Source organism: Streptomyces sp. NPDC025618 (assembly GCF_055558795.1).
This window is the reverse complement of sequence record NZ_JBVHLW010000001.1, coordinates 191,828-217,168: the sequence shown is the minus strand read 5'-3', so window position 1 is coordinate 217,168 and position 25,341 is coordinate 191,828. Positions and strand designations below refer to the sequence as shown.

The window sequence follows — 25,341 nt, the reverse complement described above, 5'->3', positions numbered from 1 at the left end:
GGTTGTGGGGGGGGGGGGGGGGGGGAGGGGAGGGGAGGGGGGGGGGGGGGGGGGGGGGGGGGGGGGGCGGCCCCCCCCCCCCCCCCACGTCGTTGTCATCCGCCCGCCGGGCCGGGTAAGGTAAGGGTTACCTTATTGATCAACCCGGTAGGGCGGTGACCCGCGTGTACGTCTGCTCTTGCTTCGGCATCACCGAGCAGCAGGTGCGTGAGCACGCGGACAAGGGGGCGTGCACGCCCCGCCAGATAGCCTCCGCGAGCAAGGCCGGCACCGACTGCGGCAGCTGTGTCCGCCGCATCCAGTCCCTGCTCGGCCGGGGCGCGTGCCCGCGCCGCGAGCTGACCGACCAGGGGGAGCGCGACGTGCTGGGCGCCGAGGCGCCCCGGATATCACAGGTGCTGCCCCGCGTGACGGCCGAGGCCCGGGCGGCCTGACCGGGTCAGCCCCGGGTCACTCCGCCCCACCGTTCGACTGCTCGATGAACTGGGCGAGGTAGAGCGGCTCCCCGAGCTTCTCGATCAGGTCCAGCTGGGTGTCGAGGTAGTCGATGTGCTCCTCCTCGTCGGCGAGGATCGACTCGAAGATATTGGCCGAGGTGATGTCGCCCTTGGCCCGCATGACCTCCACGCCCCGCTTGAGCCGGTCGATCGCCTCGACCTCGACCTGCCGGTCGGCCTGGAACATCTCGACGATCGACTGCCCGATCCGCACATGGAAGAGCCGCTGGTAGTTGGGCAGCCCCTCCAGGAAGAGGATGCGGTCGGTCAGCACCTCCGCGTGGCGCATCTCGTCGAACGACTCGGCGCGGGTGTGCGCGGCGATCTTCGTCCAGCCGAGGTGCTCCTGCATTTTCGCGTGCAGGAAGTACTGATTGATGGCGGTCAGCTCGGCAGTCAGCTGTTCATTGAGAAATTCGATGACCTCGGGGTCGCCCTGCATTGCAGAGGCTCCTTCCAAGAGGGTGACTGGCAGGTTGCGCGCATCCTCGCACCGCCCCTCGGAAGCGTCCAGTAAGTGCACACTTAGTGGGAGTTGCCCCGGTAGTGGAACCCATGGTCATCAGCACTGTCCAGGGTCTGACACCATGGAGGCATGGGTCAGTCGGAAAGCCGCAAAGGGGCGCAACTCGAGTTGCCTCCGGGGCAGCGCCTCCAGCGCGGATGGCCGGTGACGCACTACGGTCCGGTCCCGAAGTTCAGGCCGGAGCGCTGGGAGTTCCGTGTCTTCGGGTCGACCGCCGACGGCGACAAGCACTGCTGGACGCACGAGGAGTTCTCCGCCCTGCCGTATTCGACGGTGGTGGCGGATCTGCACTGTGTCACGAAATACAGCATGCTGGACGCCGAATGGGGTGGTGTCCCCGCACGGACGATCCTCGGACTCGCCCCGCCCGCCCCCGAGGTCACGCATGTGATGGTGTGGGCGGAATACGGCTTCTGCTCAAATCTCCGGCTGGCCGATTTCGCGGCCGAGCAGAGCATCTTCGCGACCCATAAGGACGGCGAGCTCCTCACCGCCGAGCACGGTTTTCCCGTACGCCTGGTGGTCCCGCACCTCTATGCGTGGAAGGGGCCCAAATGGGTGCGCGGCGTGGAGTACATGACGGCCGACCGCCGGGGTTTCTGGGAAGAGCGCGGATACCACAACGTGGGTGACCCCTGGCAGGAGCAGCGCTATTCCTACCAGGAGAAACCGGGCGACGGGCCGGAGGTCTGAGCGCCTGGGCGAAAAGCCCGTCAGACCGCGAGGCCGTCCCGCAGCCCCTTCAGCCGCGCCACATCGGCCGCGTGTCCCTCCGGCCCGCCGGGGGTCTCGATGACCAGCGGCACACCCGCTGTCGCGGGATGGCCGAAAAGCTCCGCGAAGGGCTCGGCCCCGATATGGCCGGAACCGATGTTCTCGTGCCGGTCCCGGTGCGCGCCGACGCCCTCCTTGGAGTCGTTCGCGTGGATCAGCCGGAGCCGTCCCTCGCCCACCACGTCCACCAGCTCGTCGAGCGTCCGCTTCATCCCGCCCGGCTCGGCGAGGTCGTGGCCCGCCGCGAACACATGGCAGGTGTCCAGGCACACGCCGAGCTTCGGGTGGCGCTCCAGCGCGTCGAAGTACGGGCCGAGATCCTCGACCAGCGAGCAGAGCGACGCGCCCTGCCCGGCCGTCGGCTCCAGCAGCAGCCACGGGTCGTCGTCGTGGGTCAGCTCGTCCAGCAGCGGCAGCAGCCGCTCGTGGACCTGGGCCAGCGCCTCCGGCCGCGGGCGGCCACCGGTGGCCGAGCCCGTGTGGACGACGACACCGAGGGCGCCGATCGCCCGCCCCCGGCGCAGCGAGTGCCGCAGGGACTCCCCGGACAGCTCGACCGTCGCCCCGGTGTGGGAGCCGAAGTTGATCAGATAGGGGGCGTGCACCCAGACCGGGAGCGACTCCCGCTCACAGGCCGCCCGGAACTCCTCGTCCTGCCGCCGGTCACCGGTGGGCGTCGCCCAGCCGCGCGGGTTGGCGACGAAGACCTGCACCGTCTCGGCGCCCATCGTCCGCGCGTACGGCAGGCCGGTCTTCGCGAGGCCCCCGGCGACGGGGATGTGCCCGCCGACGGGGTTGCGGACGCGCGGGGCCGGGAGAAGGCCGGAGGGCCCGGAAAGCTCAGCCATCCCTACAGCCCGCCCTTCATCCGGATGGTGATGGTGTCGCCCTTGGCCGCCTGGTCGCCGCCCTTGACGGACTGGCTGTCGACCGAGTCGCGCGGGAAGAAGAACGGCTTGTCCACGCTGACCTTGAAGCCCGCGGCGGTGAGGGCCTGCCTGGCCTCGGCCTCGCTCTTGCCGGTGACGTCCGGGACCGTCACCATCTCCTTGCCCTTGGAGACGGTGAGCGTGACCGTGTCGCCCTTGGCCAGTTGCTCCCCGTCGCCGGGCGACTGCGCCGCCACCGAGCCCTTGGGGGCGTCGGAGTAGACCTGGGTGTCCGAGACCTCGGCCTTCAGCCCCTTGTCCGCCAGCGCCGAGGTGGCCGCCGCGACGGTCATGCCCTGCACCTTCGGCACGCTCAGGGCCGCGCCCTTGCTCACGGTCAGCGCGACGGGGGTGTCGGGCCTGCGCTCCGCCCCCGGCTTGGGGTCGGTGGCCAGCACCGAGCCCTGCGGGGTCTCGCCGCTGAACTGCTTGCCGACCTCGCCGACCGTCAGGCCCGCGCCCTCGATCTTCCGCTTCGCCTCGTCGAGGGTCATGCCGACGACATTGGGCACCTCGGCCCGCGCCGGGCCCTTCGACAGGGTGACCGTCACCTTGCCGGTGTTGCGCACGCGGCCGCCGGGGCCGGGGTCCGTCGAGATGACGTGCCCCCGCTCGACGGTGTCGCTGAAGTCCTGCTTCGTCCTCATCCCGAGCCCGGCCTTGTGGAGCGACTGCTCGGCCTTGTCCTGGGTCATGTCCAGGACGGCCGGGACGGTCGTGAACTGGCCGGAGTTGATGTACCAGACGCCCGTGCCCACCACCGCCAGCAGGACCGCCGCGAGCACCGCGAGCAGGGTGCGGCTCGGCCTGCGCCGGGGCCGGCCGGTCCGTGCCGCCGGGGCGGCCGGCGGGGCCGGGGGAGCGGGCGGCTGCTCCAGCCGCGTCGTGCGGTTGAGCCGCTCGTCCGCAGCGAGCGGCAGGGGCCGGGCCGCGACGGGCCGCGGGATCACGCTCGTACGGTCCTCCGAGCCGCTCGCCGCCCCCTGCTCCGGCGTCCGCGCGAGCGGAGGCATGGCGTCCAGCTGCTCGTCGGACAGCGCCTCGCGGGTGGCGCGGACCAGGGCCAGCAGGCCCACCGCGTCCGCCGGGCGTTGCTGCGGGTCGCGCGCGGTGGCCTGGGCCACCAGTTCGTCCAGCCGCGGGGCCAGCCCCGGTACGGCCGCCGACGGCGGCGGCACGTCCTCGTGAAGGTGCTGGTAGAGGACCTGCGCCGGGGTGCTGCCGGTGTGCGGCTTGGCGCCGGTGAGCATTTCGTAGAGGACGACACCGCAGGCGTAGACGTCCACCCGGGTGTCGGCCGTGCCGTGTTCCATCTGCTCGGGGGCCAGATACGACACCGTGCCGAGGACCGAGCCGGTGGACGCCGTGGAGTTGGTGTCCACGGCCCGGACGAGCCCGAAGTCGGCGACCTTCACCCGGCCGTCGTCCCCGATCAGCACGTTCTCCGGCTTCATGTCCCGGTGGACGAGACCCGCGAGGTGGGCCGCGCCGAGCGCCGCGAGCACCGGCTCGGCGATGTCGAGCGCGGCGCGCGGCTGGAGGGCCCCGCGCTCGCGCAGCACGTCACGCAGGGTGCATCCGGCCACGTACTCCATCGCGAGATAGACGTACGTGCCGTCCGTGCCCTGGTCGAAGACGCCCACCACGTTCGGGTGATCGAGCCGGGCCACGGACTTGGCCTCGCGGATGAAGCGTTCCACGAAGACCTCGTCGGCGGCGAGCCCCGGGTGCATCACCTTCAGGGCGAGCACCCGGTCGAGCCGCGTGTCGAGGGCGCGGTAGACCGTGGCCATGCCGCCGACGGCGATCCGGGCCTCGACCCGGTAGCGGCCGTCGAGCACGTGCCCGACAAGCGGGTCTCCTAGCGTCGTATCCACGCTAGGAGTCTATGAGCCGTTTAGGGGTGGCCCCTAGCGGCCTTCTTTCCGGGGGGTCCCGGGCCCTGGAGGGGTGCCCCCCGGCGGGTTGGTTTCGCGGATCCGTGATCTTGTCCCTGCGGGGCCATTGCCGCCTGCGGCGGGTGACGCCCTGCGGGCGTGTCCTCAATCTCCCCCAGCTACCGCTGGGAGGTGCCCCCAACGGGCTGGATTCGCGAACCGTAGGCTTCGAGCCCGCGGGCCGCACTGTTCAAGACCCGCTCCGGGCAACTACTCAGCCTGTCCGGCGTTTGAGGACGCGCCCGCAGGGCGCTCTCCGCCGCAGGCGGCGAACGAACCCGCAGGGTTGAGACCACGGATCCGTACAACTAGCCCGTTGGGGGCACCTCCCAGCGGTAGCTGGGGGCGTTTGAGGACACCGCCGCGCAGCGGTGGTGCGGACACAACCCCCCGCAGCCGACCCGCGAGATCAACCCGAGCTACCCGCCGTCGCCGAAAGCAGGCCGTTCCGGGTCGAAGTTCGCCCGGCCCTCCGTGGGGGAGGACGCCTGCGCGAAGTGGCGGCGCGGGATGCGGCCCGCTCGAAAGGCGAGGCGGCCGCCCTCGACCGCGTGGCGCATCGCCTCCGCCATCAGCGCCGGGTCCTGCGCGCGGGTGACCGCCGAGGCGAGCATCACCGCCGAGCAGCCGAGCTCCATCGCGATCGCCGCGTCCGACGCCGTGCCCGCGCCCGCGTCCAGGATCACCGGGACCCCGGCCCGCTCGGTGATCAGCTGGAAGTTGTGCGGGTTGCGGATGCCCAGGCCGGAGCCGATGGGCGAGCCCAGCGGCATGATCGCCGCGCATCCGGCGTCCTCCAGGCGGCGGGCGAGGACCGGGTCGTCGTTGGTGTACGGCAGCACCGTGAAGCCGTCGTCCACCAGGATCTCCGCCGCTTCCAGCAGCTCGACCGGGTCGGGCAGCAGCGTGCGCTCGTCGGCGATCACTTCCAGCTTGACCCAGTCCGTGCCGAGCGCCTCCCGGGCCAGCCGCGCGGTGAGCACGGCCTCGCCGGCGGTGTAGCAGCCCGCCGTGTTCGGCAGGACCCGGATGTCGTGCCGGGCCAGCAGCGACAGCACCGAGCCCCGTACGTTCGTGGCCAGCCGCCGCATCGCGACGGTGGTCAGCTCGGTGCCGGAGGCCAGCAGCGCGCGCTCCAGGACGTCCAGGCTGGGCGCGCCGCCCGTGCCCATGATCAGGCGGGACGTGAAGGTGGTGCCGGCGATGGTGAGCAGATCGTCTGCCATCTGGGCTGATCAGCCTCCCTGCACTGCGGTGAGGACCTCGACGCGGTCACCCTCGCCGAGCGTGGTGCCGGGCCACTGGCCGCGCGGTACGACGGCTTCGTTGAGGGCGGCAGCGACCCCGCTGTGGGCGGTGGTCAAGGAGGCCACCAGGCCGTCGAGGGTCAGGCCCCGGGGCACCGAGCGGCTCTCGCCGTTGACGCTGATGCCGACGTGGGCCTCGGGGCTGTCGGTGGGGTCCATGGGGTTCATACGGGCAGCTCCTGGAGCGCGTTCGAGAAGCGGAGAGGAGAGAACGGGCGGGCCTCGTCCGGCAGCCGTCCGGTGGTCAGCGCCTCGGCCATCACCTCGCCGGTCAGGGGGGCGAGGAGCACGCCGTTGCGGTAGTGGCCGGTGGCGGCGAGCAGGCCGGGCAGGGCGGTGGGGCCCAGCAGCGGGGCGTTGTCGGGCGAGCCGGGGCGCAGCCCGGCGCGGGTCTCCACCAGGGGCAGCTCGGTGATGCCGGGGACCAGCTCATGGGCGTCGCGCAGCAGTTCGTAGACGCCGCCCGCGGTGACGGTGGTGTCCCAGCCGAGCTCCTCGGTGGTCGCGCCGACGACCAGCTCGCCGTTCTCGCGCGGCACCAGATAGACGTGGCCGCCGCGCACGACCGCCCGCACGGTCCGGGACAGGAAGGGCGCGTACGCGCCGGGCACGCGCAGCCGCAGGATCTGGCCCTTGACGGGGCGCACCGGCGGCAGGACGTGCGGGGGGACGTCCGCGAGGGCGCCGCTGCGGCTGCCCGCCGCGAGCACGGTCCGGCCGGCCCGCACGCGGGTGCCGTCGGCGAGCTCGGCGCCGGTGGCCCGGTCGCCGGAGAGCAGCAGCCGTACGGCCTCCGTGCGGTGGAAGGCGACCCCCGCCCGCCCGCAGGCCGTCAGCAGGGCACCGGCGAGCCGCCGGGGGTCGGTCTGGTGGTCGCCGTCCACGCGCACGCCGCCGCGCACGCCCGGCGCGAGCATCGGCTCCAGCCGGCGGCACTCACGCCCCGACAGCCATTGGGCGTCCAGCCCGCACCGCTGCTGAAGGGCGTGCAGCTCCCGCAGATGGGCCCGGTCGTCGGCGTCGAGGGCGACGGCGAGGGTCCCGCAGGCGCGGTAGCCGGTGTCCTGGCCGCTCGCCTCCTCCAGCTCCGCCGTGAAATCCGGATAGCGCCGGGCGGACGCCAGATTGAGCGCGAGCAGTTCCTGCTCGCCGTAGTGCAGCTCGGTCACCGCGGCCAGCATCCCGGCCGCCACCTGGGCCGCGCCGCCGCCCGGCGCGGGATCCGCGACGGCGGTGCGCAGGCCCCGCTGCGCGGCCCGCCACGCCGTGACCAGACCGATGACACCGCCGCCGATCACGAGGACGTCGTACGTCCCCGGTGACGCTGTTGAAGACGCGTGCATGGGCGTCCAGCCCCTCCCTTCGCCGGCATGACCCGGATCAGGTTCGTACGGTCGGAGGCCGGCCAGCCTCCCTCTCAGCCCGGTCCGTCCGGGCTCCCGCGAGTGCTTGTACAGCGGCCACCCTAGTACGGGCCGCGAACCGTCCGGAAGGCCGGACGGGGGCGCCGGAGGGGGCATGCGCGGCAGTGGGGCGCGTCAAACATCGTGACGTTGTGTCAGAGGTCTCGCTACGCGGTGCTCCGGTCGGGACCGGCCGCCGCCCTAGAGTTGATCGGGTGAGCGAGCACCGGATGGAACCGCAGACCACGAGTGACCGGCGCGCTGTCATCGTCGGCGCCGGAATGGCCGGGGTGCAGACCGCCGTCGCCCTGCGCGAGCAGGGCTGGACCGGCACGATCACCCTGCTGGGCGCCGAGCCCCACCAGCCGTACGACAGGCCGCCGCTCTCCAAGGCGGTGCTGCTGGGCAAGGCCGAGGGGTCCGCCTTCGAGGTGGACTTCGCCTCCCTCGGCATAGACCTCGAACTCGGCCGGGAGGTCACCCGGCTGCGCGCCGGCGAGTACCTGCTGGAGACCTCCGCGGGCCCCGTGCCGTACGACGTGCTGGTCATCGCGACCGGCGCGCGGCCCGTCGAGCTGCCCGGCAGCGCGGGTATGCCGGGCGTGCACCTGCTGCGCACCCTGGACGACGCGGAGCGGCTGCGCCCGGTGCTCGCCGGGCAGCGCGACGTGGTGGCGGTCGGCGCCGGGTGGATCGGCGCCGAGTTCGCCACCGCCGCGCGCGAGGCGGGCTGCCGGGTGACGGTCGTCGAGGCCGCGGACCGGCCGCTGGCCGGCGCCCTGCCCGCCGAGGTCGCCGCCCACATGGTCGCCTGGTACGCCGACAGCGGCGCCCGCCTGCTCACCGGCGCGCGCGTGGCCGCCGTGGAGCCCGGCGCCGTGGTGCTGGCCGACGGCACCCGGCTGCCCGCGGACGCGGTGCTCGTGGGCATCGGCGCCCGCCCGGCGACGGAGTGGCTGGAGGGGTCGGGCGTCGAGCTGGCCGCCGACCGCTCGGTGCTCACCGACGACCGGCTGCGCACCTCCGTGCCCGATGTCTACGCGGTCGGCGACTGCGCGTCCTTCCCGTCCGCCCGCTACGGCGAGCGGCTGCTGGTCCACCACTGGGACAACGCCCTCCAGGGCCCGCGCACGGTCGCCGGGAACATCGTGCACGGCACGGCCGAGGGGCCGGTCTACGACCCGGTGCCGTATTTCTGGTCCGAGCAGTTCGGGAGGTTCGTGCAGTACGCGGGCCACCACGTCGAGGGTGACGAGCTCATCTGGCGCGGCGATCCGACGGGCGCGGCCTGGACGGTGTGCTGGGTGCGCGGTGAGGTCCTCGTCGCCCTGCTGGCCGTCGGCCGCCCGCGCGACCTGGCCCAGGGCCGCAAGCTCATCGAGCGCGGCGCGGTCCTCGACCGGGCGCGGGCGGCGGACGCCTCGGTCCAGCTGAAGGCCGCGGAGGTGTGAGGACCCCCTGACGGCGCGGGCCCGGGAGGGCCCGCCCGGGGGTCCGCACGACGCGCCGCCGACAAGGTCGGGTCAACCTGGCTACCGACTGTCAGTCCCAGATGGCAGGCTTGTCCCGTGACCGAGATTGACGCAAAGATCGATGCTCTCGTCCCCGCCTGGCTCAACCTCCCCGACATCGCGGAAATGCTCGATGTCGAGGTGACGCGCGTCCGGCAGCTGGTCAAGGAGGGCCAGCTGATCGCGGTGCGCCGTGGCGAGAACCGAGTGCTCCAGGTGCCCGCCGAGTTCATCGGCGAGGGCAAGGTGATCAAGGGCCTCGCAGGCACCTTGACGCTGCTGAAGGACGACGGCTTCAGCGACGAGGAAATGCTGGAGTGGCTCTTCACTCCGGACCCGACCCTGCCCGGCACCCCGGCGCAGGCCCTGCGCGAGAATCGTGGCACGGAGGTGAAGCGCCGCGCCCAGGCGCTCGCCGTCTGACCCGTCCGCAGGCGCTGTAGACGCCGAGAGAGAACCGTCCGGTGTGGGGGGGGGGGGGGGGGGTGCTCCCCCCCCCCCCCCCCCCCCCCCCCCCCCCCCCCCCACCGCCGACCCCGGGGGGATCCACCCGATGTCCGTCACCGCGCGCGAGCGGCTCGCCGACGCCCGGCTGTATCTGTGCACCGACGCCCGCAGGCGCCAGGGCGACCTGCCGGAATTCCTGGACGCGGTCCTCGCCGCCGGGGTGGATGTCGTGCAGCTGCGCGACAAGGGCATGGAGGCGGGGGAGGAGCTGGAGCACCTCGCCGTGTTCGCCGACGCCGCCCGCCGCCACGGCAAGCTCCTCGCGGTCAACGACCGCGCGGATGTCGCCCACGCCATCGGCTCCCAGGTGCTGCACCTGGGCCAGGGCGACCTCCCCGTGCCCGCCGCCCGCGCCATCCTCGGCGACGAGGTGCTGATCGGGCGCTCGACCCACGCCGAGGCGGAGGTGGACGCCGCCGTCGCCGAGCCCGGCGTGGACTACTTCTGCACCGGCCCCTGCTGGCCCACCCCGACCAAGCCGGGCCGGCACGCCCCGGGCCTGTCCCTGGTGCGCTACGCCGCCGCGCTGAAGCCCGCGCGGCCGTGGTTCGCCATCGGCGGCATCGACGCGGCCAATCTGGACGAGGTGCTGGAGGCGGGCGCCCGCCGGGTGGTCGTCGTCCGCGCGATCACCGAGGCCGACGACCCCGCCGAGGCCACCGCCCGGCTCGCGCAGCGCGTCCGCGCGTACGGAGCGTGATGCCCGGCGGTGCGACGCCGCCGGCGCGTCCCTCACGCGCGTTCCTCACGGACCGGTCAGGGAACGGTCAGCCCTATGTCAACGGGACATGAACGGACTGTCCAGAAAGTGGACGAGAGACCGGCTAATCGGTCATATCGCAAATGAGGGTTGGGGCTGCGCGGAACCGCTGGTTAACTTGCCGGTATGGCCCTTGGCACAGCCTCCACCAGGACAGACCACGCCCGTACGGTGCGTGAGCTGCTCGCCTCCGGTGAGCAGTCCTATTCGTTCGAGTTCGCCGCCCCGAAGTCCGAGAAGGGCGAGCGGACCCTGTGGAACGCCATCCGGCGGATCGAAGCCGTCGGACCCACCTTCGTCTCCGTGACCTACGGCGCGGGAGGCTCCTCCCGTGAGGGCACCGTGCGGGCGACCGAGCGGATCGCCACGGACACCACGCTGACGCCCGTCGCCCACCTGACCGCCGTCAACCACTCGCTGGCGGAACTGCGCAACATCATCGGCCAGTACGCCGACGCCGGCATCCGCAACATGCTGGCCGTGCGCGGCGACCCGCCCGGCGACCCCATGGGCGAGTGGGTGCGCCACCCCGAGGGCATCGGCTACGCCGCCGAACTCGTCCGGCTCATCAAGGAGTCCGGCGACTTCTGCGTCGGCGTCGCCGCGTTCCCCGAGATGCACCCGCGCTCCACCGACTGGGAAACCGACATCGGTCACTTCGTGGACAAATGCCGGGCGGGCGCGGACTTCGCGATCACCCAGATGTTCTTCTACCCCGAGGACTATCTGCGGCTGCGCGACCGGGTCGCGGCGGCGGGCTGCGAGACCCCGATCATCCCCGAGATCATGCCGGTCACCAACGTCCGGCAGATCGAGCGGTTCGCCCAGCTCAGCAACGCCGCCTTCCCGCCGGAGCTGGCCGGGCGGATCCTCGCGGTGAAGGACGATCCGGCCGCTGTACGCTCGATCGGGATCGAGTACGCCACCGAGCTGTGCTCACGGCTGATGGCCGAGGGGATCCCGGGTCTGCACTTCATTACCCTGAACCACTCCACGGCGACGCTGGAAATCTACGAGAATCTGGGACTGCACCAGCGGTCCTGACGGCTGTTCCCCTGGCGACAGCCGCACGAGAGGGGCGTAAATGGGCTGGACGGTCCTCTACATCGCGTTCGGCATCGTCGCGCTCTGGCTGCTGGGCGAGGTGCTGCTGCAGTACAAGGCGCGACTGCGCTGGCGGCTGCTCGCCTTCGTCGGCTTCCTCGGCGTCGTCGTGGGCGTGGTCCTCTCGTCCGTGCCGGTCATCGCGGTGGGCGCGATCGCCTTCGCGGTCGGCCAGACCTATGTGACGCTCTCCTTCCGGCGCGGGTTCTCCGAGGGCTGGGCGATCCGCCGCGACAAGGACGCCGAGCCCGGCGGGCGGCCCGCCGCCGAGGAGAAGGCCCGCGCCGGGCGGCGGCGCAAGGGCGACCGGAAGCCCCAGGCCGCGCCGCTCCCCGATCCCGCCGCCGAGACGGCCGCGATGCCGCGGATCCCGGAGTCCGACGACATCCCGGACCTGCTCCCCAGCGCGCCCCACCAGCCCGCCCCGCCGTACGACGGCTACGAGCAGACGGCATACCTCCCGCCCGTGCCCCAGGGGCTGGAGGCGGGCCAGGAGACGGGTCAGGAGGCGGGCGGTTTCACGCCGTACGACCACGCCTACGGCACCCAGGGCGCGCCGTCCGGCAATGGCCAGGGCGACGGTCAATTCGACTACGGGCAGGGGCAGTACGCCGCCTATTCCGACCCCTACATCGGCAGCCGCCCGGCGGCGCAGGAGCAGTACGACGCGTTCGGGCAGCCGCAGTACGAGCCCTATCCGCAAGCGCAGTACGGCACGGGCGCGTACTCCGCGGAGGCGTACGCACCGGCGCAGTACGACATGGACACCCCGCCGGGCGGCGTCTGGGTGCCTCAGCAGCGGGACACCGACGCACCGCCGCAGCCGCCCCTGCCGGGGCACGGGCAGGGCCACGACGGGCAGCAGTACCGCTACTGACGTCTCACGCGTGGGGCGGGCCGGTTCCTTCCGGTCCGCCCCCGCGCGCGTGAGGGCGGCGCTACTCCGAGCCGCGCCAGTCCGCCCCCGAGACGATCAGCCCGGCGACCATCGCGCCCGACATCCCCGCGTGGGCCAGCCCTCCGCCGGGGTGGGCGAAGCCGCCGGCGAGATACAGACCGGGCACCCGCGTGGCGTTCGCGGGCCGCAGGAACGCGCCGTCCGCACCCGCCAGTACGGGCGCGGGGACGCCGCCCCCCTCCGCTCCGGTCGCCGCCTCGACGTCGGCCGGAGTGCGGACCTCCCGCCACAGCACCCGCTCCCGCAGCCCCGGCAGCACCGCTTCCGCGGCGTCGGTCATCCGGTCCGCGAAGCTCGCGGCCGTCTCCTCGTCGCTCCAGTCGACCCGCCCGTGCGGGGCCACCGTGGCGGTCAGGGTGACCGCTTCGTGCCCTTCGCCGGGGCGGGTGGCCGGGTCGTCCGGCCGCAGCACGGTCACCGTGGGGCGGTAGCGCCACGGGCCGGGCTCGCGGACGCCGCCGCCCGCCGGGAAGACCTCCGCCAACTCCGCGCCGCGGTCGGGCGCGTGGACCACCGTGCGGTGGGCCGCCGCCGCGGGCCTGGCGCCCCGCAGCGCGAGGCAGACGGTGAACCTGCCGGGCGGCACCGGCCGTCCGGGGCCGTCGTCCCGCTCGGCCGCGTCCGGCACGATCGAGGCGAGCCGCATGGGGGACACCCCGGCGACCACCATGTCCGCCTCGGCCACCGCGCCACCGGTCAGCTCCACACCGGCGGCGCGACCGTCCTTCTCGAAGAGGCCCACGACCTCCTCGCCGAAGCGGAACTCGACCTTGCGGGCCAGGCACCGCTCGTACAGCGCGTCGGCGAGCGCCCGCAGGCCCCCGCGCACATACCAACTGCCGAAGGTCTGCTCCATATACGGCAGCACCGTCGCGCTCGCGGGCGCCTGCCGGGGATCCAGGCCGTACGCCAGGGCGTGGCTCTCCAGGAGCGCGGCCAGCCGGGGGTCCTTCAACTCCCGCTCCGCGACGGAGGCGAGCGTGACCGGGGCGCTCCGCCGGAACAACCCGCGCTTGCGGACGGCCGGATAGGGATCGCGCCCCAGCGGCTCGCGCGCCGCCGGGTCCGCGTGCAGCGGCTCCTCCAGCAGCGGCCGCCGCGTGGCGTCCCACACCTCGCGCGCCCGGTTGATCAGATCGCTCCAGCGCTCGCCCGCGCCCGCGCCGACCGCCTCGTCCAGCGCCTGGACGACACCGGCGCGCGAGGCGTTGGGCAGCGCGAGGACCGTGCCGTCGGCGAAGACGTGGCTGCTCGCCGGGTCGACCTGCACGAGGTCGACGCACCGCTCCAGCGGCTCCTTGCCCGTCTTCACGAACAAGTCGCGGTAGACGGCGGGCAGATGCAGCAGTCCCGGCCCCGTGTCGAAGGCGAAGCCGTCCCTCGTGAGCCGCCCGACGCCGCCGCCGTACGTCGCCGCGCGCTCGTACACCACCACCCGGTGGCCCGCGACGGCCAGCCGGGCAGCAGCCGCCATCGCGCCCATCCCGGCGCCGATCACCGCAATCCGTGCCATGGGAGCGACTTTATCCGGCGGCACTGACAGCCCAGGCCGACGGCTCGGACAGGCAGCCCAGGCCGACGGTTCAGGCTGACGGCTCAGGTGGTCCAGGCAACCGGCTCAGGCCGACGGCTCCCGGGCCCCGGCCGGCCAGGCCGCGCGCTTCTCGGCGCGCTTCCGCCGCCTGCGCTGCCAGAAGCGGCGGACCCGCCTCCAGAAGAACACCACCAGCGCGATGCCCAGCCCCAACAGCACCGCCGCGATGATCGCGGCGGCCAGCGGGTGGAACAGCGCGAAGACGACGATCCCGGCGACGCCCAGATCCTCGGCGGTGCTCAGGACGATATTGCTCGCGGGCTCCGGCGAGGTGTTGACCACCGCCCTGGTGCCCGCCTTGACCAGGTGGCTCACCAGCGCGGTCGCGCCGCCCACCGCGCCCGCGGCGAGGTCGGACAGCGAGCCGCTCTGCCCGGCCAGCAGCGCCCCGACGACGCCGCCGGCGATCGGCCGGATCACCGTGTGCGCGGCGTCCCAGGCCGAGTCCACGTACGGGATCTTGTCGGCGACGGCCTCGCAGAGGAAGAGCACGGCCGCCGCGATCAGGACGTCGGGGCGCTGCAGCGCGTCCGGCACCTGATCGCTGACACCGGTCGCGCCCAGCACGCCGAGCAGCAGGACCACGGCGTAGGCGTTGATACCGCTCGCCCAGCCACTCGTGAACACCAGAGGAAGCACCGACACGCCAGTGATCGTATCCGGGGCCCGCGACCAGGTCTGAACGCTCACGGGTGAGTACACGTACTCAGAGGAGGAGATGAGTAGCCGCACGGATGGGGCATGCCCCGGCGGAAAGGAAGAGTGGTGTCCACGGAAGGGGCGTCCGCGCCGCACCGCCGGCACGGGGCGGCGGAACGGTGCGGCGACCCTGACGTGACCGGGGGGTCTGGGGGCTCCCGGACGGAAGTACGGGGGCTCGGGGGAAGTACGGGGGAACACTGCTCCGGTGCGGGCCGAGGGGGATCGGCCGGCGCCGGAGCAGCGCCGTGCCACGGCCCGCGCGCTCAGCCGCCGCCCTGCGGCTGGCGGACGCCGCCGCCCACCCGCCCCCGCAACAGCTGGGAGAGTGCCGCGTGCACCTCCTCGACCGACCGCTCGGGCTGGAACGACTGCCAGTCCAGCGCGGTCACCAGCACCATCCCGAACAACGCGGCCGCGGTCAGCGGGACATCGAGCTCCGAGCTCAGCTCGCCCGCCTCCACCGCCTCCCTGAGGACCCCCTCGATCACCGCGAGTGCCTGCTCGCGCACCCGCGCCAGCGTCGGCTGCCAGGCCCGGTTGGTGCGCCACAGCTCGGCCGCGTACAGCTGGGCCAGCGCCGGATAGCGGGAGATGAAGTCCAGGCCCGCGCGGACCATCGCGTCCAGCGCCTCGACCCTGCCGCCCCCGCGCGCGGCGGTCGCGTCGGCGGCTCGTCTCAGGGCCTCGCTCAGCAGCTCCATGCCGTGCCGCAGCAGCTCTTCGAAGAAGGCGGTCTTGCTCGCGAAGTTGTAGTAGACCGTGCCCTTCGCGACTCCGGCACGTTCGGCGATCTCGTCCACGGTGGTGGAGGAGAAGCCCTGTTCGGCGATGAGGGTGACCGCGGCTTCGAAGAGCTTTCGCCGGGTGTTCTGACGGCGCGTACTACTGCTGTCGCTGCTGTCCATGCGCAGATTCTCCCTGCCCCCGCCCGGCCGCCGGAGAGCGCCGTCGGTCTTCCGCCCGCCCGTGTGCCCCGGGGACGGCCGGAACTGACGGGGCGGAGCGCCGTGTTCGCCCGGAGCCGTCGCTTCCGGGGCGCCGGGGCCCGTCCGGACGGCGAGGGTCGTGGCGGAGGGAACTCCTGGACAGGCCCTAGGCTGGAGGCACCCAGCACCACTGGGGCCTTCTTGTCCCGTCCTGTTCGTTCCGTTCTTCCTGTTCGTCGTCACCGCCGAGGAGCCACCCGCCGTGTCAGACCCGCTGCGCCCCCGGGCGTCCCTCCGTACCGCCGTGGTCTGGGAGGTCCTGCGGGACGCCCTCGACCGCCGGGTCAAGGCCGCCGGGCGGGAGGGCGCGGGCGTCCTGGAGGTCCTCGACACCGGTGGCGGCTCCGGCAACTTCGCCGTGCCCGTCGCCCGCCTGGGCCACCGGGTCACCGTCGTCGACCCCAGCCCCAACGCCCTGTTCGCGCTGGAGCGCCGGGCCGCCGAGGCCGGGGTCGCCGACCGGGTGCGCGGTGTCCAGGGTGACACCCACGGCCTGTTCGACGTGGTCGAGCGCGGGGCCTACGACGCTGTCCTGTGCCACGGCGTGCTGGAGTACGTCGAGGAGCCCGCGGAAGGCGTCCGCAACGTCGTCGAGGCGCTGCGCCCCTCCGGCACCCTCAGCCTGCTGGCCGCGGGCCTCGGCGGTGCCGTGCTGGGCCGGGCCCTCGCCGGCCACTTCGCCGAGGCCCGCCAGGTGCTCGCCGACCCCGCGGGGCAGTGGGGCGCCGGTGACCCGGTCCGCCGCCGGTTCACCGCCGAGCAGCTCTCCGAGCTGGTCACCGCGGCCGGCCTGGAGGTCGGGTCGGTGCACGGCGTGCGCGTTTTCGCCGACCTGGTGCCCGGCGTGCTGCTGGACGCCGAGCCCGGCGCCATGGACGCGCTGCTCCGGCTGGAGGCGGCCGCGGCCGAGCTCCCCGCCTTCCACTCGGTGGCCACTCAGCTGCATGTCCTGGCCGAGCGTGGCTGACCGCAAGCGGTAGGTGACCGGCCACCCGATCAGCCGCTTCGCCCCGTATGATCGGGGGACACCGTCCGGCATGGCGTATCGGCGGAGAGGGAATGTACGTCCCGACACCACCGATCGCCACACTGACATCGGTGGGCGAATTGGCGCAGAGGGGCGGGTTTCATGGGGGCGATTCCCTGCCTATCCTGAAAGGGTCGCACCCCGGTCGCCCCCCGCGACCGACGAGTAGGAGGACTCCGTGCCGCTCTCGGAGCACGAGCAGCGCATGCTCGAGCAGATGGAGCGAGCGCTGTACGCCGAAGATCCCAAGTTCGCGACAGCGCTCGAGGGCAGCGGCCTGCGCACGTACACCCGGCGACGGGTATACCAGGCGGTGGCCGGGTTTCTGGTGGGCATCGCGCTCCTGATGGCCGGCGTGATGATTCCGGGACAGTACTGGATCAGCGTGGTGGGTTTCCTCGTCATGCTGGGCTGCGCGGCACTGGCCGTCACCGGCTGGCGCAAGGCGCCCCGGCCCGGTGCGCAGCCTGGTGGTGTCGGCCCGGCGGGGGGTATGGGCGGCCGGGGTCAGGCCCGGCAGCGTCGCACCGTGATGGACCGCATCGAGCAGCGGTGGCAGCGCCGCCGCGATGAGCAGGGCCACTGAGAGACTCTTTCCGCCGGACGGCGTGATGTGGGGCCAGGACAAACGTCCTGGCCCTTTGTCGTCGCCCGGCCGCGAGCCGCCTCCTCGCTTGTCGTCGGCCTGGTCGCGGGCTGCGCCTTGTTGCTCGTCGCCCGGCTGTGAGTCGCCTCGTTCGTCGGCGGCCTGGCCGCGGGCCGTGCCTCGTTGCTCGTCGCCCAGTCGTGAGTCGCCTCGTTTGTCGGCGGCCCGGCCGCGGGCCGTGCCTCGTTGCTCGTCGCCTTGCCGCGAGCCGCCTCGCTTGTCGGTGCCTTGGCACGAGCCGCCTTGCTCGCCGCCGTCCGGCCACGAGCCGCCTCGTTCGCCGTCGTTCGGCCAAGAGCCGGCCTCGCTCGCCGTCGTCCGGCCACGGGCCGCGTCGCGGAGGGGCCTTGGGCGGATTCCGGGGGCGGCGGCTCCCTACGGGCCGCCGCCCCCGCATTTCTGACGCCTCGTCAAGTCCGGCCGAGGGTCGTACGGAGCGCTCCGCCCGCGCGACGCCAGGCCGTGCCCAGCCGTCCCGACCGCAACCGCTCCACAACCGCCGTGCGGCGCCGGGCGAGGCCCCACGCCAGGCGGGCCGCGGAACGCGGCGCGAGCACGGCCCGCAGCCGGGCGGGCCACCGCGCCGAGGAGCGCAGCCCCGCCCGTACGCGCTCGGCATCCTCCGCCAGGCCCGCGGTCGGCCGCGGCCGCGGCGCGTACAGCACCTGCTCCACCGCCGTGGCCACCCGGTGTGCCGACTCCTCGGCCGCGCCGGTCAGCCCGCCGAGCCGCACGATGCGCGCCGCCGCGCCGCGGGGCGTCCGCGACTCGTCGGGCAGGATGCCGAAATCCCAGGCGGAGTCGGTCAGTTCGGCCCAGACGGCGAGGGTGTGCTCCGCGGCCGGACTGGGTCCGGGCGCGCCCGGCGTGTGCCGTCCGGGGTCCGCGAGGCGCCGGGCCCGCAGCCTTCGCCGCCACAGCAGCGGCAGCGCGGGCAGCGCCAGCACGGCCACGATGCCTGCCGCGATGCCCGCCACCGCCCCCGGCGACAGCCCACCGCCGTGGCCGCCGCCCGCTGCGGCCTGCGGGGCGGCCGGCGGGCACTCGCCCAGCCGCCTCAACTGCGGGGTGCAGTCGTGCGCGGAGGGCGGCCGCGCCGACGGGGCGGTGCTCCGGTCGGGTAGCGGCGCGGGCGCCCCCGGGTCGGCGGCGGACGGCTCCTGCGCGGCGGTGTAGTCGGGAGCCGTGCCCCGGCTCGGAGTCGGCTCGAAGCGGGTCCAGCCGACTCCCTCGAAATACAGCTCCGGCCAGGCGTGCGCGTCCTTGGAGCCGACCGACATCGAGCCGTCCGGCAGCGGGGTGCCCGGGGTGAAGCCGACCGCCACCCGGGCCGGGATGCCCAGGGTCCGCGCCATGGCCGCCATGGAGAAGGAGAAATGGATGCAGAAGCCCCGCTTGGCCTCCAGGAACCTCGCGATGGCGTCGCTGCCGCCACCCGACGCGACCTCCGTGTCATAGCTGAAGCCGCCGTCGGCCGCGAACCAGTCCTGGAGCTTGACGGCCTGCTCGTACGCGTTCGCCGACCCGGCGGTCACCTTCCTGGCCGTCGCCCCCACGACCTCCGGCAGCGACCCCGGCACCTTGGTGTACTGCCGCAGCACCTCCTCGCGCGGCGCCGGCGCTCCCGCGAGCTGCGCGGCCGTGGGCTGCACCAGAAGGCTCGACACCTGATAGCGGACGCCCCGGGTGGTCTGCCCGCGCTCCCCGGCGACGGTGCGGCCCTCCGGCTCGTACCGCCAGCGGCCGTCCACGCGGACGCGCTCGGCGGGATAGGGGAGCGGCAGGTAGTTCTGCGCGTACGAACCGGCGGCGGCCACCGAGGTGTTCACCGCGTCCGTGCGCACCCCGGGGGCGAGCCCCGCGGGGGTGGGCAGCACCTCCGGGAGGTCCGTGACGCGGCGCTCGGACGGCTGCCACGACGCGCCGTCGAACCGGTCGAGCGCGACGATCCGCAGATACATCTCCCGGGTGCTCTCCGTGGACGTGCGGTAGCGCATCATCTCGCGGTTCTCCGGCTGGTTCAGGCTGTCCCGCAGCGTGACCAGGGGGCGGACGGCGTCGAAGCCCGGGCTGTCGTCCCGGTCGGGGCCGGCCGCCTGGCCGCGCGGCTCCAGCAGCCCGCCCTCCATCGCCGGCAGCACGGCGGGCACCGCCAGCGCGATGCCGAGCGCGAGCGCGCCGATCCTGCGGCCGGTGCGCACCGGCGCGAGCGCGGGGCCGGAGCCCGACGCCAGGAACCCGCGGGAGGGCGGCCGGGCGCCGCCGCCGAAGACCCGGCCCCACCGGGCGAGCCGGTCGCGGCCCTCGGCCAGGAGCAGCAGCAGATAGCCGGCCGCCGCCACCAGGAACCACAGCCAGTCCTGGCCGCTCCGGGCCAGCCCGGCCGCGACGGAGTAGAGCGCGAGGAGCGGCAGCCCGGCGGGCGCGGCGCTGCGCCAGGTCACCGCGACCGCGTCCACCGCCAGGCCGACCACCAGCAGGCCGCCGACCAGCATCAGCCGGATGCCGGTCGTCGCCGGGGCCGGGATGGCGTATTTCCCGACGTCGTCGGCGCCCTCCTGGAGCAGCTGCCCGAACTCCCGGAAGACGTCCGGCCCCGGCAGCAGCCCGCCGAGCGCCTGCGAGCGGGCGAAGACCAGGGTGAGCAGCACGAGCGTGACCAGCGCCTGCACGGTCACCGTCAGGGGCCTGGCGAGCGGCACCCGGCGGGCGAGCGCGCCCACCGCGCTCTGGACGGTGAGCAGGATCGCGGCCTGGACCATCCAGGTGGCGGTGTCGATCAGCGGCAGCAGCGCGCACGCGGACGCCAGCGTCGCCACCACCGCGCACATGGCGAGCCGCGCGCTGCCGCTCATGCGCGCTCTCCCGCCGACGGCGGCCCGGAGGGCCAGGGCGGCGCCGCGGGCACCGGCGGCACGGTCGGCCCGGAGTCCCCGGCGGCCGCCGGGACGCCGCCGCCCGGCTGCATGGTCATACCTCCGTGAGGCTGTCCGGCCGTACCGCCGCCCGGCTGCCCCGCCGCAGCGCCGTGAGACATGCGGGGCGCGCCGTGCGGGGTGTCCGCCGGGGCGCTCCCGGACCCGTGCCCGCCCGCCACGCGCCACAGCTCCGGCAGTGACGCGCCGGGGGCCACCGCCAGCGCCGTCCAGCCCGCCTCGCGCAGTGTGCGCAGCCGCTGCTCGGCGCTGTGCGCGGGCCGCGGGGAGTGGGCGTCCTGCGGCCAGGCGGAGCGGTCCAGCACGAAGGCGACCGCCGTGCCGCCGCCGCGGCGCATCTGCCCGGCCAGCGCCGCCTGACGCTCGTCCAGGTCGCCGAAGAACGCCACGAGCAGCCCTGCGCCGTCGCCCCGCAGCGCCTCATGCGCCGGGGCGAGGCTCTCGCCGTCGGAGTGATCCACCACGGCCAGGGTGTCGAGCAGCAGGCCCACCGCCTCCGCCGAGTCGTGGGAGGAGCCGGAGCGGCCGCCCATGCCGTCCGCCAGCGCGCTCCCGGCATCGGTGAGCAGCCGCACCGAGAACCCGCGCTCCATCAGGTGCACCGAGGCGGAGGCCGCCCCGGACACGGCCCACTCGAAGGGCGAGTCGGGCCCCGCGCCGTCGTAGGCGACGCCCCGGGTGTCCAGCAGCACCGTGCAGTGGGCCCGCTGGGGCTGCTCCTCGCGGCGCACCATCAGCTCGCCGTAGCGCGCGGTGGAGCGCCAGTGCACGCGGCGCAGGTCGTCGCCGTGGCGGTAGCCACGCGGGATGATGTCGTCCGCGCCGGCCAGGGCCGGGGAGCGGTGGCGGCCGTCGCCGTAGCCCGTGGCCTCGCCGCCGAGGCGCACCGGCGGCAGGGGGACGACGCGCGGCACGACCGTCAGGGTGTCGAAGGCGCCGAAGCCACGGGTCAGCTCGCACATCCCGAAGGGATCCGTCAGCCGCAGCTGCAACGGGCCGAGGGGATAGCGGCCGCGGAGGTCGGACCGTATGCGGTAGGACACCTCGCGGCGCCCGCCCGGCTCCACCCGGTCCAGCACGAAGCGGGGGCGCGGGCCCAGGACGTACGGCACGCGGTCCTGGAGCATCAGCAGGCCGGTGGGCAGCCGGGAGACGTTGTCGACGCGCAGGTGCACCCGCGCCTCGGACCCGGCGTGCACCCGGGACGGTGCCAGCCCCCGGCTGCCGGTGACGCGGTGGCGGGTGCCGTGCAGCACGATCACGCACACCAGCGGCAGCACCGTCAGCAGCAGCCCGACCCGCAGCAGGTCGGACTGGCCCAGGACGTACGAACAGGCCGCCGCCGCGATGCCCGCCGCCAGGAAGGAGCGGCCGCGGGTGGTCAGCCCGCCGAGGGACGCCCACAGCCCGCCCCCGCCGCCCGGCCGCGGACCCGCTTCCCCCGGGGCCATCACAGCCTCCGCGCGCCCGGCTGATGAAGGCCGTGCGGCTGCTGCCGCCACGCCTGCGCGGACAGGTCGGGCACCGGGGTGCGCTGGAGGATCTCGAGGACGACCTGCTCGGCCGTGCGCCGGTTCAGCTGGGCCTGGGCGGTGGGCAGCAGCCGGTGCGCGAGCACCGCCACGGCCAGGGCCTGCACATCGTCGGGCAGGACGAACTCCCGGCCGGCCATGGCCGCCGCCGCCTTCGCGGCCCGCACCAGGTGCAGCGTCGCTCTGGGGGAGGCGCCGAGTCTGAGGTCGGGGTGGTGCCGGGTCGCGGTGACCAGATCCACCGCGTACCGCCGGACGGGGTCGGCGACGTGCACCGTGCGGACGGCGTCGACGAGCTTGACGATGTCGTGGGCGTGCGCGACGGGCTGGAGGTCGTCGAGCGGGGGCAGCACGCCGTGGGTGTCCAGCATCCGCAGCTCGGCCTCCGGGCTCGGATAGCCCATCGAGACGCGGGCCATGAAGCGGTCGCGCTGCGCCTCGGGCAGCGGATAGGTGCCCTCCATCTCGACCGGATTCTGCGTGGCGACCACCATGAAGGGGGAAGGCAGCTCATAGGTGTGCCCGTCGACGGTGACCTGCCGCTCCTCCATCGACTCCAGCAGCGCCGACTGGGTCTTGGGGGAGGCGCGGTTGATCTCGTCGCCGATGACGATCTGGGCGAAGATCGCGCCCGGCTTGAACTCGAAGTCCCGCCGCTGCTGGTCGAAGACGCTCACGCCCGTGATGTCGGACGGGAGCAGGTCCGGCGTGAACTGGATGCGCCGGACCGAGCAGTCGATCGACCGGGCGAGCGCCTTGGCGAGCATGGTCTTGCCCACGCCCGGCACATCCTCGATCAGCAGGTGCCCCTCGGCGAGCAGCACGGTCAGCGAGAGCCGTACGACCTCGGGCTTGCCCTCGATCACACCCTCGACCGCCCGGTGCACCCGCTCGGCGGTGGTGGTCAGATCGCTGAGGCTCGCTCGCTCTTCATAGGTCGTCACCCGGCCCTCCTCGGCCCGTTCCGGGGGCCGCGCCCGACCCCGGACCCGGCCCACCCCGACATCCCCCGACATCGCGGTCACCGCGCCCGTGGTGCGGAGGCGGCTTCCATGTAGGCATTCTGGCCGTCCCGGCGGCGATCCGTCACCGCCTGTGGATAACTCAGTGCCGTGGGTCGATCTCCCGCAGCAGACCCGTCGTCACGTCGAAGACGAAGCCCCGCACGTCGTCGGTGTGCGGCAGGAACGGCGAGGTCCGCACGCGCTGCATGGACTGGCGGACGTCCTTGTCCAGGTCCTTGAACGCCTCCACCGCCCACGCCGGGCGCTGGCCGACCTCGGCCTCGATCTCGTGCCGGAAGTCCTCGGTGAGGGACAGCAGGCCGCAGTCGGTGTGGTGGATCAGCACCACCGAGCGGGTGCCGAGCGCGCGCTGGCTGATCGTCAGTGACCGGATGATGTCGTCCGTGACGACGCCGCCGGCGTTGCGGATGGTGTGGCAGTCGCCGAGCTCCAGGCCGAGCGCGGCGTGCAGGTCGATACGGGCGTCCATGCAGGCGACGACCGCGACCTTGAGGACCGGGCGGGCGTCCATCCCGGGATCGGTGAAGGCGGAGGCGTACTCGGCGTTGGCCTGAACGAGACGGTCGGTGACGGTGCCCGGTTCGTGGGCACGGACGCCGGCGGAGCTCCGGGGCGTCGGCTGGGACGCGGATATCGACATGGGAACGACGGTAGTCGGCCAACGGCCCGCAGGCCCGCCCCGCTTTGGTAAAAAGGCCGCTGACATGCCCTTCTGTGAGGTAACCCACAAGGTCACCGGCGGTGCCGCCATACGGGTGAGAGGGGCGACGGCCATGATCGGCCGGCCCCTTCGCGACACCCGCGGACCACCGCCGGGACGCGCTGGCCGGTTGATTGACCAGGGGGACGAGTGGACTAAAGTGACGCGAAGTGGGAGGCCCGATGCTCCCCTTGGAACCGAATACCCGCAACGGCGCGACGCGAACGTACCTCTCGGCCTCCTCCCGCTCCCCGGTCGTCCGGCGCCACTTCCCCGGTGCCGGATCCGGCCGCTTCCCCTTGGGGCGGGTGGGGACCCGGCGGTACGTACGCCCGTGCCCGGGCCCGCCGAATTCTCAGAAGGGCGCATGAGCAGCAACGCGCGACACGTCCCCGTCATGCTCCAGCGCTGCCTGGACATGCTCGCTCCCGCCCTCACCGAACCCGGTGCCGTCGTCGTCGACTGCACCCTCGGGGCCGGCGGGCACAGCGAGGCGCTGCTCGCGCGGTTCCCCGAGGCCCGCCTCGTCGCCCTCGACCGCGACCCCACCGCCCTCGCCCTCGCCGGCGAGCGGCTGGCCCCCTACGGCGACCGCGCCACCCTCGTCCGCGCCGTCTACCACGAGCTGCCCGACGTGCTGAAGCGACTCGGCATCCCGAAGGTCCAGGGCGTCCTCTTCGACCTCGGCGTCTCCTCCATGCAGCTCGACGAGGCCGACCGCGGCTTCGCCTACGCGCAGGACGCGCCGCTGGACATGCGCATGGACCAGACGGCGGGCATCAGCGCCGCCGAGGTCCTCAACACCTACGCGCCCGGTGAACTGGTGCGCATCCTGCGCGCCTACGGCGAGGAGAAGCAGGCCAAGCGGATCGTCTCGGCCATCGTCCGGGAGCGCGAGAAGGAGCCGTTCAGCAACAGCGCCCGGCTCGTCGAGCTGATCCGCGACTCGCTGCCGCAGGCCGCCAAGCGCACCGGCGGCAACCCCGCCAAGCGCACCTTCCAGGCCCTGCGGATCGAGGTCAACGCCGAGCTGGCCAGCGTCGAGGAGGCCATCCCGGCCGCCGTCGCGGCTCTCGCCGTCGGCGGGCGCATCGCCGTGCTGTCCTACCAGTCGCTGGAGGACCGGATCGTCAAGCAGGTCTTCGCGGCCGGCGCCGCCACCACCGCGCCCCCCGGGCTGCCCGTCGTGCCCGAGCGCTACCAGCCCCGCCTGAAGCTGCTCACCCGCGGCGCGGAGCTGCCGACGGAGGAGGAAGTGGCCGAGAACCGGCGCGCCGCCCCCGCCCGGCTGCGCGGCGCCGAACGCATCCGGGAGGACGCGCCGTGACGCCCGCCGCCCGCAGCCGGGGCACCCGGCTCGGCCGGCTGCGGGCAGCGGGCCCGGCCGGGGCGAAGCGCACCCCGTTCGTCTTCCTCGTGGTGGTGCTGCTCGGCTCCGGGCTGATCTCGCTGCTGGTGCTCAACTCCGCGCTCAACCAGGGCTCCTTCGAGCTCACCAAGCTCCAGCGCAAGACCACCGAGCTCACCGACGAGCAGCAGTCGCTCCAGCAGGAGGTCGACCGGCTCGCCGCCCCCGACGCCCTGGAGCGCCGCGCCCGGAAGCTCGGCATGATCCCCGGCGGTTCCCCCGCCTTCCTCAGCCCGGACGGCACCGTCCGCGGCTCGCCGGCCCCCGCCGGCCAGGAGGACCCCGCGAACCTCACCACCCAGCTGGCCCCCGGACCTCGCCCCGCGCCCGCCCCCGCACCGGTCGCGGCCACCGGCCCGAAGCCCGGCACCGGCGTCCCGTCCGCGCCCGCCCCCGCTCCGGCCCCCGCTCCGGCCCCCGGGCCGGGCACGCCGCCGCACGCCCCGTACCTCCCCGGCGCCGGGCCCCTGCCCGCGCCTCCCGCCCCCACGGCAGAGAAGACCGCTCCGACCACCGGCAGGTGACGCTGTGCCGCTTACTCCCGGGGGCCTGCCCCCGCGCATCCCGCAGCC

The 25,341-nt window shown here is 74.0% G+C and carries 24 protein-coding genes and 1 riboswitch; of the genes, 11 read left to right on the top strand and 13 right to left on the bottom strand.

Going from position 1 to position 25,341, the window contains the following annotated elements; genetic code table 11:
- Positions 1-164: 164 nt before the first annotated feature.
- A complete protein-coding gene (locus tag ACZ4A5_RS00960; RefSeq protein WP_467576712.1) occupies positions 165-434 on the top strand; it encodes a (2Fe-2S)-binding protein in 270 nt (89 codons plus the stop codon).
- A gap of 16 nt (positions 435-450) precedes the next feature.
- On the opposite strand, the gene bfr is transcribed toward ACZ4A5_RS00960, so the two are convergent.
- Entirely contained in the window at positions 451-939 is a 489-nt protein-coding gene (bfr, locus tag ACZ4A5_RS00955) for a bacterioferritin (protein ID WP_116211273.1), read from the bottom strand.
- Between the two features lie 153 nt (positions 940-1,092).
- Here bfr and ACZ4A5_RS00950 point away from each other — a divergent pair, with 153 nt between their 5' ends.
- Positions 1,093-1,716 carry a sulfite oxidase-like oxidoreductase gene (locus ACZ4A5_RS00950; protein WP_467576709.1) on the top strand — a complete coding sequence of 208 codons (624 nt, stop codon included), beginning with the start codon at positions 1,093-1,095 and terminating at the stop codon, positions 1,714-1,716.
- A gap of 20 nt (positions 1,717-1,736) precedes the next feature.
- On the opposite strand, the gene ACZ4A5_RS00945 is transcribed toward ACZ4A5_RS00950, so the two are convergent.
- The 5 genes from ACZ4A5_RS00945 to thiO all read right to left on the bottom strand — a co-directional run bounded on the left by ACZ4A5_RS00945 (position 1,737) and on the right by thiO (position 7,313).
- Positions 1,737-2,645 carry a deoxyribonuclease IV gene (locus ACZ4A5_RS00945; protein WP_467576706.1) on the bottom strand — a complete coding sequence of 303 codons (909 nt, stop codon included), beginning with the start codon at positions 2,643-2,645 and terminating at the stop codon, positions 1,737-1,739.
- Positions 2,646-2,647: 2 nt separating this feature from the next.
- Positions 2,648-4,603, bottom strand: coding sequence for a Stk1 family PASTA domain-containing Ser/Thr kinase (pknB, locus tag ACZ4A5_RS00940; protein WP_467576703.1), 1,956 nt, complete (start codon positions 4,601-4,603; stop codon positions 2,648-2,650).
- 479 nt (positions 4,604-5,082) lie between these two features.
- Positions 5,083-5,889, bottom strand: coding sequence for a thiazole synthase (locus ACZ4A5_RS00935; RefSeq protein ID WP_467576701.1), 807 nt, complete (start codon positions 5,887-5,889; stop codon positions 5,083-5,085).
- A gap of 9 nt (positions 5,890-5,898) precedes the next feature.
- Positions 5,899-6,138 carry a sulfur carrier protein ThiS gene (thiS, locus tag ACZ4A5_RS00930; RefSeq protein WP_398867262.1) on the bottom strand — a complete coding sequence of 80 codons (240 nt, stop codon included), beginning with the start codon at positions 6,136-6,138 and terminating at the stop codon, positions 5,899-5,901.
- Positions 6,135-7,313: a glycine oxidase ThiO gene (thiO, locus tag ACZ4A5_RS00925; protein WP_467576697.1), complete on the bottom strand. Its 1,179-nt coding sequence runs from the start codon at positions 7,311-7,313 to the stop codon at positions 6,135-6,137. The genes thiS and thiO overlap by 4 nt, the downstream gene beginning before the upstream one ends.
- Positions 7,311-7,423, bottom strand: a riboswitch (TPP riboswitch). It overlaps the preceding gene by 3 nt.
- A gap of 180 nt (positions 7,424-7,603) precedes the next feature.
- On the opposite strand from thiO, the gene ACZ4A5_RS00920 reads away from it, so the two are divergent.
- The 5 genes from ACZ4A5_RS00920 (at position 7,604) to ACZ4A5_RS00900 (ending at position 12,132) form a co-directional block, all read left to right on the top strand.
- Complete coding sequence (locus ACZ4A5_RS00920) at positions 7,604-8,824, top strand: NAD(P)/FAD-dependent oxidoreductase (RefSeq protein WP_467577239.1); 1,221 nt, start codon at positions 7,604-7,606, stop codon at positions 8,822-8,824.
- Between the two features lie 117 nt (positions 8,825-8,941).
- Positions 8,942-9,307 (top strand): Rv2175c family DNA-binding protein, encoded by a 366-nt coding sequence (locus ACZ4A5_RS00915; RefSeq protein WP_398867260.1) that lies wholly within the window; start codon positions 8,942-8,944, stop codon positions 9,305-9,307.
- 130 nt (positions 9,308-9,437) lie between these two features.
- Positions 9,438-10,091 carry a thiamine phosphate synthase gene (gene thiE, locus ACZ4A5_RS00910; protein ID WP_467576694.1) on the top strand — a complete coding sequence of 218 codons (654 nt, stop codon included), beginning with the start codon at positions 9,438-9,440 and terminating at the stop codon, positions 10,089-10,091.
- A gap of 186 nt (positions 10,092-10,277) precedes the next feature.
- Positions 10,278-11,195 carry a methylenetetrahydrofolate reductase [NAD(P)H] gene (gene metF, locus ACZ4A5_RS00905; protein ID WP_467576691.1) on the top strand — a complete coding sequence of 306 codons (918 nt, stop codon included), beginning with the start codon at positions 10,278-10,280 and terminating at the stop codon, positions 11,193-11,195.
- A 40-nt stretch (positions 11,196-11,235) separates the two neighbouring features.
- A complete protein-coding gene (locus tag ACZ4A5_RS00900; protein WP_467576688.1) occupies positions 11,236-12,132 on the top strand; it encodes a hypothetical protein in 897 nt (298 codons plus the stop codon).
- A gap of 61 nt (positions 12,133-12,193) precedes the next feature.
- Here ACZ4A5_RS00900 and ACZ4A5_RS00895 read toward each other — a convergent pair whose 3' ends face one another.
- The 3 genes from ACZ4A5_RS00895 to ACZ4A5_RS00885 form a co-directional block, all read right to left on the bottom strand.
- A complete protein-coding gene (locus ACZ4A5_RS00895) occupies positions 12,194-13,726 on the bottom strand; it encodes a phytoene desaturase family protein (protein ID WP_467576686.1) in 1,533 nt (510 codons plus the stop codon).
- Positions 13,727-13,831: 105 nt separating this feature from the next.
- The gene (locus tag ACZ4A5_RS00890) at positions 13,832-14,452 is read right to left on the bottom strand and encodes a DUF4126 domain-containing protein (protein WP_467576683.1); all 621 of its coding nucleotides are present in this window, start codon (positions 14,450-14,452) and stop codon (positions 13,832-13,834) included.
- Between the two features lie 320 nt (positions 14,453-14,772).
- A complete protein-coding gene (locus ACZ4A5_RS00885; RefSeq protein WP_467576681.1) occupies positions 14,773-15,414 on the bottom strand; it encodes a TetR/AcrR family transcriptional regulator in 642 nt (213 codons plus the stop codon).
- 283 nt (positions 15,415-15,697) lie between these two features.
- Between ACZ4A5_RS00885 and ACZ4A5_RS00880 the strand changes: the two genes are divergently transcribed.
- Together ACZ4A5_RS00880 and ACZ4A5_RS00875 are read left to right on the top strand one after the other, a co-directional pair.
- A complete protein-coding gene (locus ACZ4A5_RS00880; RefSeq protein ID WP_467576678.1) occupies positions 15,698-16,462 on the top strand; it encodes a methyltransferase in 765 nt (254 codons plus the stop codon).
- Positions 16,463-16,700: 238 nt separating this feature from the next.
- A complete protein-coding gene (locus ACZ4A5_RS00875) occupies positions 16,701-17,108 on the top strand; it encodes a DUF3040 domain-containing protein (RefSeq protein ID WP_116211259.1) in 408 nt (135 codons plus the stop codon).
- Between the two features lie 470 nt (positions 17,109-17,578).
- Here ACZ4A5_RS00875 and ACZ4A5_RS00870 read toward each other — a convergent pair whose 3' ends face one another.
- From ACZ4A5_RS00870 to ACZ4A5_RS00855, 4 genes are all read right to left on the bottom strand, one after another.
- On the bottom strand, positions 17,579-20,023 hold the full coding sequence (locus ACZ4A5_RS00870; protein WP_467576673.1) for a transglutaminase TgpA family protein: 2,445 nt from the start codon (positions 20,021-20,023) through the stop codon (positions 17,579-17,581).
- The gene (locus tag ACZ4A5_RS00865; protein WP_467576670.1) at positions 20,020-21,555 is read right to left on the bottom strand and encodes a DUF58 domain-containing protein; all 1,536 of its coding nucleotides are present in this window, start codon (positions 21,553-21,555) and stop codon (positions 20,020-20,022) included. Before ACZ4A5_RS00865 ends, ACZ4A5_RS00870 begins: the two co-directional genes overlap by 4 nt.
- Positions 21,555-22,580, bottom strand: a complete 1,026-nt coding sequence (locus ACZ4A5_RS00860; RefSeq protein ID WP_467576667.1) for an AAA family ATPase — start codon at positions 22,578-22,580, stop codon at positions 21,555-21,557. The genes ACZ4A5_RS00865 and ACZ4A5_RS00860 overlap by 1 nt, the downstream gene beginning before the upstream one ends.
- 160 nt (positions 22,581-22,740) lie before the next feature.
- On the bottom strand, positions 22,741-23,301 hold the full coding sequence (locus tag ACZ4A5_RS00855) for a beta-class carbonic anhydrase (RefSeq protein ID WP_467576663.1): 561 nt from the start codon (positions 23,299-23,301) through the stop codon (positions 22,741-22,743).
- A gap of 427 nt (positions 23,302-23,728) precedes the next feature.
- On the opposite strand from ACZ4A5_RS00855, the gene rsmH reads away from it, so the two are divergent.
- Entirely contained in the window at positions 23,729-24,688 is a 960-nt protein-coding gene (gene rsmH / locus ACZ4A5_RS00850) for a 16S rRNA (cytosine(1402)-N(4))-methyltransferase RsmH (RefSeq protein WP_398867247.1), read from the top strand.
- Entirely contained in the window at positions 24,685-25,293 is a 609-nt protein-coding gene (gene ftsL, locus ACZ4A5_RS00845) for a cell division protein FtsL (protein ID WP_467576660.1), read from the top strand. Before rsmH ends, ftsL begins: the two co-directional genes overlap by 4 nt.
- Positions 25,294-25,341 lie beyond the last annotated feature (48 nt).

Coding starts and splice junctions, on each gene's coding strand:
- bfr (WP_116211273.1), bottom strand. CDS start 939: ATGCAGGGCGACCCCGAGGTCATCGAATTTCTCAATGAACAGCTGACT.
- ACZ4A5_RS00950 (WP_467576709.1), top strand. CDS start 1,093: ATGGGTCAGTCGGAAAGCCGCAAAGGGGCGCAACTCGAGTTGCCTCCG.
- ACZ4A5_RS00945 (WP_467576706.1), bottom strand. CDS start 2,645: ATGGCTGAGCTTTCCGGGCCCTCCGGCCTTCTCCCGGCCCCGCGCGTC.
- ACZ4A5_RS00935 (WP_467576701.1), bottom strand. CDS start 5,889: ATGGCAGACGATCTGCTCACCATCGCCGGCACCACCTTCACGTCCCGC.
- thiS (WP_398867262.1), bottom strand. CDS start 6,138: ATGAACCCCATGGACCCCACCGACAGCCCCGAGGCCCACGTCGGCATC.
- thiO (WP_467576697.1), bottom strand. CDS start 7,313: ATGCACGCGTCTTCAACAGCGTCACCGGGGACGTACGACGTCCTCGTG.
- ACZ4A5_RS00920 (WP_467577239.1), top strand. CDS start 7,604: ATGGAACCGCAGACCACGAGTGACCGGCGCGCTGTCATCGTCGGCGCC.
- thiE (WP_467576694.1), top strand. CDS start 9,438: ATGTCCGTCACCGCGCGCGAGCGGCTCGCCGACGCCCGGCTGTATCTG.
- metF (WP_467576691.1), top strand. CDS start 10,278: ATGGCCCTTGGCACAGCCTCCACCAGGACAGACCACGCCCGTACGGTG.
- ACZ4A5_RS00900 (WP_467576688.1), top strand. CDS start 11,236: ATGGGCTGGACGGTCCTCTACATCGCGTTCGGCATCGTCGCGCTCTGG.
- ACZ4A5_RS00895 (WP_467576686.1), bottom strand. CDS start 13,726: ATGGCACGGATTGCGGTGATCGGCGCCGGGATGGGCGCGATGGCGGCT.
- ACZ4A5_RS00885 (WP_467576681.1), bottom strand. CDS start 15,414: ATGGACAGCAGCGACAGCAGTAGTACGCGCCGTCAGAACACCCGGCGA.
- ACZ4A5_RS00870 (WP_467576673.1), bottom strand. CDS start 20,023: ATGAGCGGCAGCGCGCGGCTCGCCATGTGCGCGGTGGTGGCGACGCTG.
- ACZ4A5_RS00865 (WP_467576670.1), bottom strand. CDS start 21,555: ATGGCCCCGGGGGAAGCGGGTCCGCGGCCGGGCGGCGGGGGCGGGCTG.
- ACZ4A5_RS00855 (WP_467576663.1), bottom strand. CDS start 23,301: ATGTCGATATCCGCGTCCCAGCCGACGCCCCGGAGCTCCGCCGGCGTC.
- rsmH (WP_398867247.1), top strand. CDS start 23,729: ATGAGCAGCAACGCGCGACACGTCCCCGTCATGCTCCAGCGCTGCCTG.